Origin of the sequence: Streptomyces sp. NPDC012769, from assembly GCF_042901205.1 — a bacterium.
Classification (GTDB): Bacteria; Actinomycetota; Actinomycetes; order Streptomycetales; family Streptomycetaceae; genus Streptomyces.
Map to the genome: position 1 here is coordinate 1,022,909 of NZ_JBIBCP010000003.1, position 13,803 is coordinate 1,036,711.

The following is a 13,803-nucleotide window of genomic DNA, read 5'->3' on the forward strand; positions in this document are numbered from 1 at the left end:
GGTGGTGGGGGCGGGTCGGTGGCGGCGTAGCGGAAACGGCTCTACGGGGTGATGCGGAAGGCGGTGAACCCGGCCGTCCCGGCGTGCCCCGTCCCGGGCGGTGCCGCGGCGAACAGGCCGAGCAGCGCCCCGACCCACCGCCAGGGGGTGGCGGCGAATTCCTGACCGAGCGGAACGAATCCCCCGCCCGTGTCCGCCGCGAAGCGGCACCGGGCGTAGGCGGTCAGTTCGATCCGCAGGGATGCCCGGCCCTCGGGCGCGGGCAGCGACGGCGCCGCGTCCCGCTCCCGGTCGGCGTTGGCCGGGGCGAAGCGGTGGACGAGCCGCACCGAGCCGTCGCCCTCACGGGCGAGCCCGATCCAGCTGTAGGCGTCACCGAGGACCACGAGACCGGCCCTCGCCCCTGGCGCGGTCGCCCGGGCGTCCAGATCCAGCTCCACCTCCACTGCGCAGGCCCGGGCCGGCATCCGCTGGGTGAGGATCTGCGGCAGGGCCCGCAGATCGTCAAGGAGCTCGGTCCGCCCGCAGGTCAGCCGCAGTCCGTCGCCCGCGTGGCCGACGGTCCAGCCCTCCGCCGGGTTGGCCGTCCACTGCCACTGCCGGCCGAACCGCCCGCCCGGGAACCGGTCGTCGTGCGCGGGCGCCGACGGCGGCTGGGCCGGCAGGTCCGGCTTCGGATGGACCAGGACGGGCGCCCCGTCCCGGCCGAGCACCGGCCACCCGTCGGCGTCCCAGCGCATCGGCTGGAGGTGGACCACCCGTCCGTGCGCCCCGCGCTGCTGGAAGTGCAGGAACCAGTCCTCGCCGCGCGGGGTGCGCACCCAGCCGCCCTGGTGGGGGCCGTTGACCGGGGTGTCGCCCTGGGACAGGACCACTCGCTCCTCGTACGGGCCGGTGAACGACCGCGAGCGGAAGGCGCCCTGCCAGCCCGTGGCCACGCCGCCGGCCGGCGCGAGGATCCAGAACCAGCCGTCGTGCCGGTACAGCTTGGGCCCCTCCAGGGTGAACCAGCCGGGGATCCGGTCGGCGTCCACGAGCGTCGTCCCCGCGTCCAGGAGCCGGGTGCCGTCCGGGCTCATCCGGTGCCCGGTCAGCCGGTTGTTGAAGCCCGCCCGGGACTTGGCCCAGGCGTGCACCAGATACGCCTCGCCGCTCTCCTCGTCCCACAGCGGGCACGCGTCGATCAGACCCCGGCCCGCCTTCACGAGGTGCGGCTCGCTCCACGGGCCGCGCACCGAAGGGGCGTTGACCTGGAAGATCCCGTGGTCGGGATCGCCCCAGAAGATCCAGAACCGGCCGTCGTGGTGGCGCAGCGACGGCGCCCACACCCCGGCGTCGTGCCGGGGCGCGGCGAACGCCGCCTCCGGCCGCAGCCGCTCCAGGGCGTGTCCGATCAGCGTCCAGTTGACGAGGTCGCGGGAGTGCAGGAGCGGCAGGCCCGGGGCGCGTCCGAAGCTGGACGCCGTCAGATAGAAGTCGTCGTCGACCCGGACGACGTCGGGGTCGGACCAGTCGGCGGCGAGCACCGGATTGCGGTAGGTGCCGTCGCCCAGGTCCCCGGTCGGCAGGTCGTGCCATGCGTGCGGGTCGTGCGGGCCGTGCGGGTCGTGCGGGTCGTGCGGGCCGTCGGGAGCGGTCATGAGGTCACCGCCTCTCGGGCGAGGGCCGCGGCTTGCGCCCGGTCGAGCCGGCCGTCGGCCACCACGGTGACCACCCGCCGTACCACCGTGCCCCCGGCGGGGACGTCGAGCCTGCGGTCCTGCGCGAGGGAGGAACCGACGCCCGGATACTCGGCGGCGCGGACGAACCACGGATCCCGCCGGGTCTCCTCGTCCGCCCCGGCGAACACCAGGGTCCAGCCCTCGCCCGCCAAGGCCACCCAGTCGCCGTGCCGCCCGTGCACGGCGTCCTCGCCGTCCCCCGCCGCGCCGAACACCGCGGGCGCCGTTGCCTTCTTGGGCGCGCGCCAGAAGAACCCGCCGTACGCGGCGCCCGGCCGCCCGTTGGTCGCCGGGCTGCCGATCGAGAGCCCCGTCCCGGACGCGTCGGTCAGCGCGAAGCCCAGATCGAGTGCCCACGCCGTGGGGCTCAGCGCCCGCACCCGCAGAATTCGTTCCTCTCGGAGAACAACTCCATCGCCGGCCGTCCAGCTGAGCAGCTCGGTGAAACCGTCCGGGGCGAGCCGGGCGAAGCCCTCGTGCCGCTGGGTGCCGTGGTTGGCGAGCTCGGTCGGCCCCCGGCCGCGGACGAAGGTCCGCCCGCCCCAGAAGTTGTGGCCGGCCACGTCGGGCACGGCGACCGACACCCCCAGGTGGTGCGGATGGTCGGCGGGCACCAGCTCGCTGACCGGCACCCCGGCCAGGGTCGTCACCGGGTGCAGATACGGACGGGGGGAATGGTGGGGGGAGAGTCCGGGCCGGGTCGTGTACGAGGCCACGGTCCGCCCCGCGCAGCGCAGTTCCAGGACGTCGGTCGCGCTCACCGGACCACCGCCTCGGCCCGCCGCGCCCAGGGCGCGCCGAGCTCGGAGAACAGCCGCAGCGTCTCGGCGCTCTCGTCGACCAGCCGCCCGATCCCGGGCACCGTCCGCCGCTGTCCGCCCCCCTCCCGTACAGTCCGCCGGAACTCCTCCGGCAGCGCCACCGGGTCGGGGGCGCACCGCACCGCCTCCACCACCCGCATGAACGCGCCCGTCACCTCCGGCGGCACCAACAGCCTTTCGCCGGCCGTCACATGGGCGACCAGGTTCTCCAGCAGGCCGGTGCGGCCGTGGACGGTCTCCACCGGGCCGTGACCGGCCCGCTGGAGCAGCACCCGGTCCTGCTTGTACCAGAACGTGATCCGCCCCCGGCTGCCGTGCACCACCACGTACGGCTCGGCCGCCGTCTCCGCGCACAGCGTCGCCGCGACCGTCACCTGCGGGCCTGCCGCGGTGACGATCCGGACGCAGGAAGTGTCGTCCGACTCGATGGCGTGCGCCCGGGACAGCTCCGTCTCGATGTGGACGACGTCCTCGGCACGCGGCGCGCCCGCGAGCGCGAGGGCGGTGGCGACGGCGTGGGCCAGCGGGTTGGTCAGCGCCCCGTCGACGACGTCGACACCGTCGAGCCGCCGCCGCCCCGCCCACGGCGCCCGCCGGAAGTACGCCTCGTCGCGCACCCAGGCCCCGGCCCCGCCGACCCCGAGCAGCTCGCCGATCGCCCCGTCCTCGATCAGCGCGCGGATCGCGGGCACGGCGTGCGAGCCGAGCGACTGGAACCCGACCTGGCAGGCCACCCCGGCCGCCGTGATGCCCTCCGTCATCCGCAGGAACTCCGCGTACGAGGGGGCCGGCGGCTTCTCCAGGAGGAGACGGGCCCCGCGTCGGGCGGCGACGAGGGCGAGCTCGGCGTGGGTGGCGATGGGGGTGCAGACGATCGCGATCCGCGCGCCGGTGGCGGCGAGCAGCGCGTCGAGGTCCGCGGACTGCGCGGGTGCGTCGAAGCCCTCCAGTTCCGTGGCGTCCAGCGGGCTCAGCTCGCAGACCCCGGCGAGCCGGACGAGACCCGCCGCTTCCAGGCGGCGCAGCTCGGCCAGGTGCCAGCGGCCGTGGCCGCGGGCCCCCGCGAGGACCACGGGGACGGGCGTGAGGATCGGGTTGTTCGCGCTCATCCCTTCACCGCCCCCGCGCTGAAGCCGGTGACCAGCCACTTCTGGATGAAGGCGAACACGATCACCACCGGCACGGCGGCGATCACCCCGCCGGCCGCGAGCGCGCCGAGGTCGACGCTGTCCGCGCCCATCAGCGTGTTGAGGCCGACCGGGATGGTCTGCTTCTCCTGGTTGCTGAGGAACATCAGGGCGAAGAGGAAGTGGTTCCAGGCGTGGACGAAGGCGAAGGAGCCGACGGCGACCAGACCGGGCCGCAGCAGCGGCAGGACCACGATGCGGAAGGCCTTGAACCGCCCGCAGCCGTCGACCCAGGCGGCCTCCTCCAGGGAGTACGGCACGTTCCTGATGAAGCCGCTGATGAGGATCATCGACAGCGGCAGCTGGAACACGGTCTCCGCGATGATCACGCTGCCGAACGAATTGATCATCCGCAGCCCGGCGAAGATCTGGAACAGCGGCACGAGCAGCAGCGCACCCGGCACGAACTGCGAGCACAGCAGGGCCAGCATGAAGCCCTTCTTGAGCCGGAACTCGAAGCGCGCCAGCGCGTAACCGCCGGCCAGGGCCACCACCGTCGTCAGGAAGAGCGTCGCGACGCCGATGTACACGCTGTTCTCGAAGTAGGTGGCGAAGCTGCGCTCGGTCCACACCTTCTCGAAGTGGGCCGTGGTCATCGGCCACGGCACGAGCGAGGTCGAGCCGGCCGGGCGCAGCGCGAAGAGCAGGATCCAGTAGAAGGGGATGAGGGTGAAGAGCAGATACGCTCCGAGCGGAAGATAGATCTGCCAGCGGGGCACCTCGTCCCACGCCCGGTGCCGCTTGCGGTTCCGTGGCGTTCCGGGCGGGGCGGCCGCTTCGGCCCGGACCTCGATCCGGTCGAGGACGGTCATCGGTTCTCGCCTCCGAACTTGCTCAGGCGCAGATACACCGTCGAGCAGAAGAGCAGGATCACGAACGCCACCGTGGTCAGGGCGGAGGCGTAGCCGAAGTCATGGGCGTCCACGCTGGTGTGGGCGATGTACAACGGCAGGGTGGTCGTCTCGCCCGCGGGCCCGCCGCCGGTCAGCGTGTACAGCAGGTCCACGTTGTTGAACTCCCACACCGCCCGCAGCAGCGTGGACAGCACGATCGCGTCCTTCAGGTGCGGCAGCGTGATGTGCCGGAACTGCCGCAGCCGGCTCGCCCCGTCGACCTCGGCCGCCTCGTACAGGTCCTTCGGGATGGACTGCAGGTCGGCGAGGATGAGGATGGCGAAGAACGGCACCCCGCGCCACAGGTCGGCCACGATCGCGGCCGGGAAGACGGTGGCCGTGTCGGACAGCCACGACGTGCCGTACGAACCGATGCCGGCGTCCGCGAGATAACGGCTGATCCCCGTCTGGGAGTTGTAGAGCAGCACCCAGATCGCGGAGGTCAGGACGCCGGAGACGGCCCACGGCGAGAACACGAGCGCCCGGCCGAGCGCCCGCCCCACGAAGGTCTGGTTCACGATCAGCGCGAGCGCGAGACCGAAGAGCAGCTGGAGCGACACCTCGACCACGACCCACTTGAGGCTGAAGGCCAGCGTCCCCCAGAAGTGCGGGTCCTCGGTGAACAGCTCCGTGAAGTTCGCGAGCCCCGCGAAGCCGTTCCGCCACGGCTTGGTGGGGTTGTAGTGCTGGAGGCTGTAGTAGAAGACGCTGAGGACGGGATACGCGATGAAGCCCAGCATCAGCAGCCCGGCGGGCGCGATCAGCAGATACGGCAGTCGGCGCGGGGGGCCTCCGGCGCGGCGGCGCCCGGGCGGGCGCACCGCCCGGGGCGGTGGGGTCACAGCTGTGGCCATGACGGCGGCTCCGTTCTGGTGCGGGGTGCGGCGCGATGGTGAAGCGCTTCGCGGATGACGTTCGGTATGTCGGACAGGTGGGACCGGAGTGCGGGCCGGATGCGGTCCGGACGGGGCCGGTACGGGGCCGGTACGAGGCGGAGGCCCCGTACCGGACCGAGGAGAAGAGGGGGGTGAGGTGGCGGCTCAGCCCGCGTACGGATCGGGCGTGACCCCAGGCCGGGCCAGGAACGCGAAGTCGCAGCCCGTGTCCGCCTGCGTGATCTGCTCGCTGTACAGGGCGCCGTACCCCCGCTCGTAGCGGGCCGGCGGCGGTGTCCACTCCGCCGCGCGGCGCGCCAGCTCCTCCTCGTCCACCTCCAGGCGGAGCGAGCGGCCGGGCACGTCGAGCGTGATCGCGTCCCCGGTGCGGACCAGCGCGAGCGGTCCGCCGACGTATGACTCGGGCGCCACGTGCAGCACACAGGCCCCGTAACTCGTGCCGCTCATCCGGGCGTCGGAGATCCGCACCATGTCCTTCACCCCCTGCTCGAGCAGGTACGAGGGGATCGGCAGCATCCCGTACTCCGGCATGCCGGGACCGCCCTTCGGGCCGGCGCCACGCAGCACGAGGACGTGGTCGGGGGTGATGCCGAGCGCGGGATCGTCGATGGTGCGCTGCATCGTGCGGTAGTCGTCGAAGACGACCGCCGGACCGGTGTGCTTGAGCAGCCGCTGCTCCATCGCGATGTGCTTGATCACCGCCCCGTCCGGGCACAGGTTGCCGCGCAGCACCGCCACCCCTCCCTCATCGGCCAGCGGCCGCCGCCGCGGCCGGATCACCTCCTCGTCGTGGACCAGCGCTCCCGCCAGCTGCTCGCGCAGCGTCGGGTGCGCGACCGTCGGCCGGTCCAGGTGCAGCACGTCCGTCAGCCGCGACAGGAACCCCGGCATGCCGCCGGCGAAATGGAAGTCCTCCATCAGGAACCGCCCGCCCGGCCGCAGGTTCGCGAGCACCGGCACCGTCCGCGCGATCCGGTCGAAGTCGTCGAGCGTCAGCCGGACGCCGGAGCGCCCCGCCATCGCGATCAGATGGATCACCGCGTTCGTCGAGCCGCCCAGCGCGAGCACCGCGGCGACCGCGTCCTCGTACGCCTCGCGGGTCAGGATCCGCGACAGCCGCACGTCCTCCCGGACCAGCTCCACGATCCGCATCCCCGACGCGGCCGCCATCCGGTCGTGCCCCGAGTCCACCGCCGGGATCGACGACGCCCCCGGGACGGTGACGCCCAGCGTCTCCGCCGCGGCCGTCAGCGTCGAGGCCGTGCCCATGGTCATGCAGTGACCGGGGGAGCGGGCGAGCCCGTTCTCCAGCTCGGCGAGCTCGCACTCGCCGATCCGCCCGGCCCGCTTCTCGTCCCAGTACTTCCACATGTCCGTGCCGGAGCCGAGGGTCTCCCCGCGCCAGTGCCCCGGCAGCATCGGCCCGGCCGGCACGAACACCGTCGGCAGGTCCACCGAGGCCGCACCCATCAGCAGGGCCGGCGTCGACTTGTCGCAGCCGCCCATCAGCACCGCCCCGTCCACCGGGTAGGACCGCAGCAACTCCTCGGTCTCCAGGGCGAGCAGATTGCGGTAGAGCATCGGCGTCGGCTTCTGGAAGGTCTCCGACAGCGTCGAGACCGGGAACTCCAGCGGGAAGCCGCCCGCCTGCCACACACCGCGCTTCACCGCCTGCGCCCGGTCGCGCAGATGGACATGGCAGGGGTTGATGTCGGACCAGGTGTTGAGGACGGCGATCACCGGCTTGCCGAGGTGTTCCTCGGGCAGATAGCCCAGCTGCCGGGTCCTGGCCCGGTGACTGAAGGACCGCAGGCCGTCCGTGCCGTACCACTGGTGGCTGCGCAGCTCCTCGGGACGCCGCCCCGCACCGGCGCTCATACCGGCCACCCGGCGGCTATCCCGGCGACCTCGGCCCGGACCGCCTCGGGCAGCTGGCGGCTCGGCGGCCGGATGTCGCGCCGGCACAGACCGAGGGAGGCCAGCGCCTCCTTGACGACCGTGACGTTGTCGGCGCTGCCCTCGGCCGCCCGCAGCTCCTCGAAGCGGCGGATCCGCTCCCACACCTTCATCGCCGCCCGATGGTCGCCCGCGCGCAGGGCGTGCAGCATCTCCAGGGACAGCGCCGGAGCGACGTTGACCAGACCGGAGGTGAAACCGGTCGCACCACCCGCGAAGTACGAGGGGGCGTACGGCTCGGCGAGCCCCGCCACCCACACGAACCGCTCCAGGCCCGCGTCCCGGGCGAAGCCGGCGAAGTGCGCCGCGTCGGGGACGGCGTACTTCACGCCGATCACGTTCGGGCAGATGTCGGCCAGCTCGGCGAGCCGGGTCCCGCTCAGCCGGGGGTTGCGGAGATACGGCACGATCCCGAGCTCCGGCACGGACTCCGCGATCGCCCGGTGGTAGTCCACCCACCCGGAGGCGGAGACGTACGGATGCACCGGCTGGTGCACCATCAGCATCCCGGCGCCCGCCTCCCGTGCGTGCCGCGCGGTCTCGATCGCGGTCGGCAGGTCATGGCCGACACCGACCAGGACGGCGGCCCGCCCGGCGGCCTCCTCGAGGGTCAACTCGGTGACGCGAAAGCGCTCTTCGGGAGTGAGGGCGTAGAACTCGCCGGTGTTCCCGTTCGGGGTGAGGGTGCGCACCCCCGCGTCGAGCATCCGGCGCAGCAGCGCCCGGTGGGTGCCCGTGTCCAGACCGCCATCGGCGGCGAACGGGGTCACCGGGATGGCGACCACGTCGGCGAGGGCGGCCCTCAGGTCGTCGAACCGCATGCTCACACCGTCTCCTCGGGCTCGGGGAAGGCGCGGGCCACGAACGAGGCGATGTGGTCGTGGACGGCCCGCCCGGCTCCCTCGACGTCCCCGGCGGCCGCCAGGCGCAGGATCTCCTCGTGCTCGGCGGCCTCCCGCTCCCAGGAGGGAATGGCCGCCCAGGCCACGGTGGAGACCAGGGCCGCCTGGTCCCGGACCTCGTCGAGCATCCGGCCGAGCAGCGGATTGCCACAGGGGAGGTAGAGCGCCCGGTGGAACTCCCGGTTGGCGAGCGAGCGTTCGGCCGTGTCGTCGGCGACGGCGGCCCGGCGCAGCGCCTCACGGGCGGCGTCCAGGGGAGCCCGGGCGGCCACCGTCCTGCGGACCGCCTCCGGTTCGAGGAGGAGCCGCACGTCGTAGACCTCGCGGGCCATGTCCGCGTCGACCATCCGGACCGTGACGCCCTTGTACTGGTTCAGCACCACGAGCCCGCTCCCGGCGAGGGTCTTCAGGGCCTCGCGCACCGGGGTCTTCGACACGCCGAAGCGTGCCGCGAGTTCGGTCTCCACCAGGGCCTGGCCGGGACTGAGACCGCCGGTGAGGATGTCGTGCTTGATCGCCTCCAGAACGAACTGGGTGCGGGACGGGATGGGGCTGGGGGCGGCGAAGGCCATGACGCACTCTCAGATCTCGCGTATCGCGTCTCATATATGACGTACGAAGTGCAACGCCGTTGAAGCTAAGGGGGCGTTGATGTTCCGTCAATGCTTCGCGCACGATTTCTGGAAAGCGCTTGCTGTCAACGCGGAACGACCCCGTCGGCCGGAGCCGACGGGGTCGCCGTGATGCGGGGGAGAGGGGTCAGCGCACGCCGAGCAGGTGCTCCAGAGCCAGCTGGTCCAGGCGCTCGAAGGCCATCGAGCGCTCCGCCGCGGCGCTCACGTCGAAGGTCTCGTACGCGGTCGGGTCGGCGAGCAGGCCGGCGAGCCCGTCGGCGGCGGTCGGGGCGGCCAGCTCGTCCAGACGGGAGGCGGCCAGGGCGGCCACGACCTCGGGGTCGGCGCGGAAGGCGGCGGCGCGCTCCTTGAGGATCAGGTAGTTGCGCATGCAGTTCTTCGCGGACTCCCACACCCCGTCGAAGCCGTCGGTGCGCACCGGCTTGAAGTCGAAGTGACGTGGCCCCCCGTAGCCGGCCGTCTCCAGGAGGTCGACCAGCCAGAACGCCTGGCGCAGATCGCCCGCGCCGAACCGGAAGTCCTGGTCGTACTTGATGCCGGACTGGCCGTTGAGGTCGATGTGGAAGAGCTTGCCCGCCCACAGCGCCTGCGCGATGCCGTGCGGGAAGTTGAGCCCGGCCATCTGCTCGTGGCCCGTCTCCGGGTTGACCCCCACCAGCTCGGGCCGCTCCAGGCGCTCGATGAACGCCAGCGCGTGCCCGATGGTCGGCAGCAGGATGTCCCCGCGCGGCTCGTTGGGCTTGGGCTCGATCGCGAAGCGCAGCGCGTAGCCCTGCTCGGTGACGTACTGGCCGAGCAGGTCGAACGCCTCCTTCATGCGGTCGAGCGCGACCCGGACGTCCTTGGCCGCGCCCGACTCGGCGCCCTCCCGGCCGCCCCAGGCGACGTACACGGAGGCGCCGAGCTCGACGGCCAGGTCGATGTTGCGGAGGGTCTTGCGCAGCGCGAAGCGGCGCACATCGCGGTCGTTGGCGGTGAAGGCGCCGTCCTTGAAGACCGGGTGCGTGAAGAGGTTGGTGGTGGCCATCGGCACCTTCAGACCCGTCCGGTCGAGCGCCGCCCGGAACCGCTTGACGACCCTCTCGCGCTCGGTTTCTTCCGCTCCGAACGGAATGAGGTCGTCGTCGTGGAAGGTGACGCCGTACGCGCCGAGGGCGGCGAGCCGCTCGACCGACTCGACCGGGTCGAGGGCCGGTCGGGTGGCGTCCCCGAACGGATCGCGCCCCTGCCAGCCGACCGTCCACAGGCCGAAGGTGAAGCGGTCGTCGGGAGTGGGGAGGAGGTTCTGCGGCATGTCCGGCTCCTTCGCGAGGCTGGCCGCCAGATTTGTTTTCTGAGATAACTAATACAGCCGGGGAGCCGTCGGGCGCCAGAGCCCGCACCCGGGAAACGAGAGGTGGCCCATGCCCGAGCGCCCGGTGGTCATCGGCTTCGACAGCTCCACCCAGTCCACCAAGGCGGCCGTCGTCGACGCCTCGAGCGGCGCCCTGCTCGCCCTCGGCCGCGCGCCGCACACCGTCACCGGCGACAACGGCGCGCGCGAGACCGACCCCGAGGTCTGGTGGAGCGCCCTCGCCACGGCCGTCGCCGACGGCCTGAAGCGGGCCGCCGTCCCGCCCGCCGCCGTCACCGGCATCGCCGTCGCCGGACAGCAGCACGGCCTGGTCGTCCTCGGCGCCGACGCCCGCCCCCTGCGCCCCGCCCTCCTGTGGAACGACACCCGCTCCGCACCCCAGGCCGCCGCCCTCACCACCGCCCTCGGCGGCCCCGACGCCTGGCTCGCCCGCACCGGATCGGTCCCCGTCGCCTCCATGACCGCCGCGAAGTGGCAGTGGCTGCGCGAGCACGAACCCGCGACCGCCGACCGCACGTCCGCCGTCCGGCTCCCGCACGACTTCCTCACCGAGCGGCTCGCCGGGACCGCCGTCACCGACCCCGGCGACGCCTCCGGCACCTGCTGGTACGACACCGCGCGCGCCCGCCACGACCCCGAACTGCTCGCCCTCCTCGGCCTCGACCCGGCCCTCCTTCCGACCGTCGCACCCACCGCCGCCACCCACGTCGGCGGCCTCACCCGCACCGCCGCCCAGGCCCTCGGCCTCCCGCCGGGCATCGCCGTCGCCGCCGGAACCGGCGACAACATGGCGGCCGCCATCGGCCTCGGCCTCGGCGGCGCCGACGGCGGCGGCGGACTCCTCGACCACCCCGTCGTCAGCCTCGGCACCTCCGGCACCGTCTTCACCGCCACCCGAACCCGCCCCGCCAGCCCCGGAATCGCCGGCTTCGCGGCCGCCGACGGCGGCTACCTCCCGCTCGCCTGCACCCTCAACTGCACCCTCGCCGTCGACCGGATCGCCACCCTCCTCGGCCTCGACCGCGAGGACGCCGCACCCGGCGACGGGCTCGTCCTCCTGCCGTACCTCGACGGCGAACGCACCCCCGACCTGCCCCACGCCACCGGACTGCTCACCGGCCTGCGACACTCCAGCACGCCTCCCGCGCTGCTCGGCGCCGCCTACGAGGGCGCCGTCTTCACCGTGCTGCGCGCCCTCGACGAACTCCTCGCCGCCTGCGGCCTCGACCCCGCGGATCCCGCCGTACGCGACCGGCCGCTCCGGCTGATCGGCGGCGGCGCCCGCGGCCGGGCGTGGACCGAGACCGTCCGCCGCCTCTCCGGCCGCCCGCTCGTCGTGCCCGCCGCCACCGAACTCGTCGCCCTCGGCGCCGCGGCCCTCGCCGCCGCCGCGGCCACCGGCGCCGAACCGGTCGCGCTCGCCCGCGCCTGGGGAACGGGCCAGGGCGACACCCTGCCGCCCGTGGACCGGGACGAGGAGACCTGGAGCCGCATCGCGGGAGTCCTGGACCGGGCGGCGCCCACGCTGCTGAGCTGAGGAGGGCTGGAGCCGGGCGCGGCCGGGCGGGTGAGGGGGAACGGCGGCACGCCGCCGCAGCTCGCCCTCGCGGGCGCTCGACGAGGAGGTCAGTAGGTCGGTACCCGGGCGAAACGCTCCGTGACGTGCAGGTCCGCCTCGATCCCGGCGACCGTCGCCGCCAGCTCCGGCAGGACCTCGGTCACGCACTCCTGGCGGGACCTGCGGCTGGCGTGCAGGGCCACGTTCACGGCGGCGACGGCCCGCCCCGTCCGGTCGCGCACCGGCACGGCGATCGACCGGAGCCCCACCTCCAGCTCCTCGTCGACCAGGGCGTAGCCGTCCCGTCCCACGCGCTCCAGGATCGCCCCGAGTTCGGCGCGCCCGGTCACGGTGTACGGGGTGAGGGCGCGCCGCTCCGTGCCGGCGAGGCGCGCGGCGCGCTCGGTTGCCGGCAGGTCCGCGAGCAGCACCCGGCCCATGGAGGTGGCGTACGCGGGAAAACGGGTGCCGAGGGTGATGTCCACGTTCATGATGCGGCTGGTCTCGACCCGCCCCGTGTACTGGACCTCGTCGCCGACCAGCACGGCGAGCGAGGTGGACTCGCGCACCCGCTCGGCCAGGGCCGCCAGATGCGGCTGGGCGATCCGGGTGAGCGTGGTCCGCGACAACGGCGCGAAGCCCAGCGAGAGCACGCCCGGGGTCAGCCGGAAGGCGCCGCCCTCGGCCGTCACACAGCCCACGTGCTCCCAGGTGATCAGGGCCCGCCGCGCGGTGGCCCTGGCCAGGCCGGTGGCCTGCGCGACCGCCGTCAGCGACAGTGCGGCAGGGCCCTCGCCGAACGCGGTGAGCACCGTGAGCCCGCGCGCCAGCGACTCCACGAACCCCCGCCCCAGCTCCTGCTTGGACGCCCCCGTCCAGGCGGCCAGCCCGGTCGGGGCGCCCGGCGTCGCCGCGGGCGTCTCGGTGGGCGCCGCGGCGGGAGTCGCCGAGGGCGGCTCGCCGGGTGGCGCGGCGGACGCCTCCCGCAGCGTCCGCTCCATGGCGTCGGCAGCCGACCGCAGCCGGGGGAGCAGCGCCTCGCGCAGCGAGGCGGCGTCGTGCCGGCTGGTGTGGCTCACGGTGCTCAGCGCGCAGGCGATCCGCCCGTCGGTGCCGCGCACCGGCACGGCGAGCGCCACGAGCCCCGGCTCGACCAGCTGGTCGTCCACGGCCCAGCCGGACCTCCCCGCCGCGGCGGCCCGCTCCTCGAAGCCCTCGGCGGCCGCCTCCCGCACCGCCATCGCGGGAAGGTCCCGGCCCCGCGGATCGGCGGCCCGTCGCTCGCGCCACCGCTCCCAGGCCCTTTCGTTCCACTCGGAGGCGAACAAAACCCCGGGGGCGGTACGTTCGGCGGGCAGCAGGTCGCCGATGCGGAAGCTCACCGCCATCGCACGGCGTCGGGTCGACTGGTGGACCAGGCGGATGCCGTCCCCGTCGGGGACCGCGAGTGACACCGACTCGTCCAGCTCCTCGGCGAGCGCGTCGGCCCGCCCGCCGAGCAGATCGGGCAGCCGCACCGAGGCCAGATAGGCGTTGCCCAGGTCGAGCAGCCGGGGCGCGAGGACGACGTCCCGGCCCTCGAACCGTACGTATCCCATGCGGGCCAGCGTGCCGGTGATCCGGTCGACGGTGGACCGCGCGAGACGAGTGGCGCGTTCGAGGTCGCCGACCGGCATGCGCCCGCCCGCGTCGGAGAGCCGGCGCAGCACACCGATCCCCCGCAACAGCGGTGTCACCGCCTCGGGCGGTGCGTCGGCAGCCGGGTCGGCCGTCGTGTCGTGCGTCGGTGACATCGGCCCTCCGGATTCGTGGCGAAGAGCTCTTCACTATACGAACAGCGAGAGGAGGACGGGACGGGGAACGGCACGGTCCGACACGGC

11 protein-coding genes are annotated in these 13,803 nt (G+C 73.7%); 1 reads left to right on the forward strand and 10 read right to left on the reverse strand.

Features of this window, described 5'->3' with window-relative positions; genetic code table 11:
- Positions 1–41 precede the first annotated feature (41 nt).
- From ACFY7C_RS20000 to xylA, 9 genes are all read right to left on the reverse strand, one after another.
- The gene (locus ACFY7C_RS20000; protein ID WP_389652011.1) at positions 42–1,640 is read right to left on the reverse strand and encodes a family 43 glycosylhydrolase; all 1,599 of its coding nucleotides are present in this window, start codon (positions 1,638–1,640) and stop codon (positions 42–44) included.
- The gene (locus ACFY7C_RS20005; RefSeq protein WP_389652013.1) at positions 1,637–2,482 is read right to left on the reverse strand and encodes a PmoA family protein; all 846 of its coding nucleotides are present in this window, start codon (positions 2,480–2,482) and stop codon (positions 1,637–1,639) included. The genes ACFY7C_RS20000 and ACFY7C_RS20005 overlap by 4 nt, the downstream gene beginning before the upstream one ends.
- Entirely contained in the window at positions 2,479–3,651 is a 1,173-nt protein-coding gene (locus tag ACFY7C_RS20010; RefSeq protein ID WP_389652016.1) for a Gfo/Idh/MocA family protein, read from the reverse strand. The genes ACFY7C_RS20005 and ACFY7C_RS20010 overlap by 4 nt, the downstream gene beginning before the upstream one ends.
- Positions 3,648–4,541 (reverse strand): carbohydrate ABC transporter permease, encoded by an 894-nt coding sequence (locus ACFY7C_RS20015; RefSeq protein ID WP_389652019.1) that lies wholly within the window; start codon positions 4,539–4,541, stop codon positions 3,648–3,650. The genes ACFY7C_RS20010 and ACFY7C_RS20015 overlap by 4 nt, the downstream gene beginning before the upstream one ends.
- Positions 4,538–5,476, reverse strand: a complete 939-nt coding sequence (locus ACFY7C_RS20020; protein WP_389652022.1) for a carbohydrate ABC transporter permease — start codon at positions 5,474–5,476, stop codon at positions 4,538–4,540. The genes ACFY7C_RS20015 and ACFY7C_RS20020 overlap by 4 nt, the downstream gene beginning before the upstream one ends.
- Before the next feature lie 186 nt (positions 5,477–5,662).
- Positions 5,663–7,396: an L-arabinonate dehydratase gene (araD, locus tag ACFY7C_RS20025; protein WP_389652025.1), complete on the reverse strand. Its 1,734-nt coding sequence runs from the start codon at positions 7,394–7,396 to the stop codon at positions 5,663–5,665.
- The gene (locus ACFY7C_RS20030) at positions 7,393–8,295 is read right to left on the reverse strand and encodes a dihydrodipicolinate synthase family protein (RefSeq protein WP_389652772.1); all 903 of its coding nucleotides are present in this window, start codon (positions 8,293–8,295) and stop codon (positions 7,393–7,395) included. The genes araD and ACFY7C_RS20030 overlap by 4 nt, the downstream gene beginning before the upstream one ends.
- Positions 8,296–8,297: 2 nt before the next feature.
- Entirely contained in the window at positions 8,298–8,948 is a 651-nt protein-coding gene (locus tag ACFY7C_RS20035) for a GntR family transcriptional regulator (RefSeq protein ID WP_389652028.1), read from the reverse strand.
- A gap of 187 nt (positions 8,949–9,135) precedes the next feature.
- Positions 9,136–10,305, reverse strand: coding sequence for a xylose isomerase (gene xylA, locus ACFY7C_RS20040; RefSeq protein WP_389652031.1), 1,170 nt, complete (start codon positions 10,303–10,305; stop codon positions 9,136–9,138).
- Between the two features lie 109 nt (positions 10,306–10,414).
- On the opposite strand from xylA, the gene xylB reads away from it, so the two are divergent.
- Positions 10,415–11,902: a xylulokinase gene (xylB, locus tag ACFY7C_RS20045; protein ID WP_389652033.1), complete on the forward strand. Its 1,488-nt coding sequence runs from the start codon at positions 10,415–10,417 to the stop codon at positions 11,900–11,902.
- 89 nt (positions 11,903–11,991) lie between these two features.
- Here the strand turns inward: xylB and ACFY7C_RS20050 are convergent, their stop codons facing one another.
- Positions 11,992–13,716 (reverse strand): IclR family transcriptional regulator C-terminal domain-containing protein, encoded by a 1,725-nt coding sequence (locus ACFY7C_RS20050; RefSeq protein ID WP_389652036.1) that lies wholly within the window; start codon positions 13,714–13,716, stop codon positions 11,992–11,994.
- Positions 13,717–13,803: the final 87 nt, after the last annotated feature.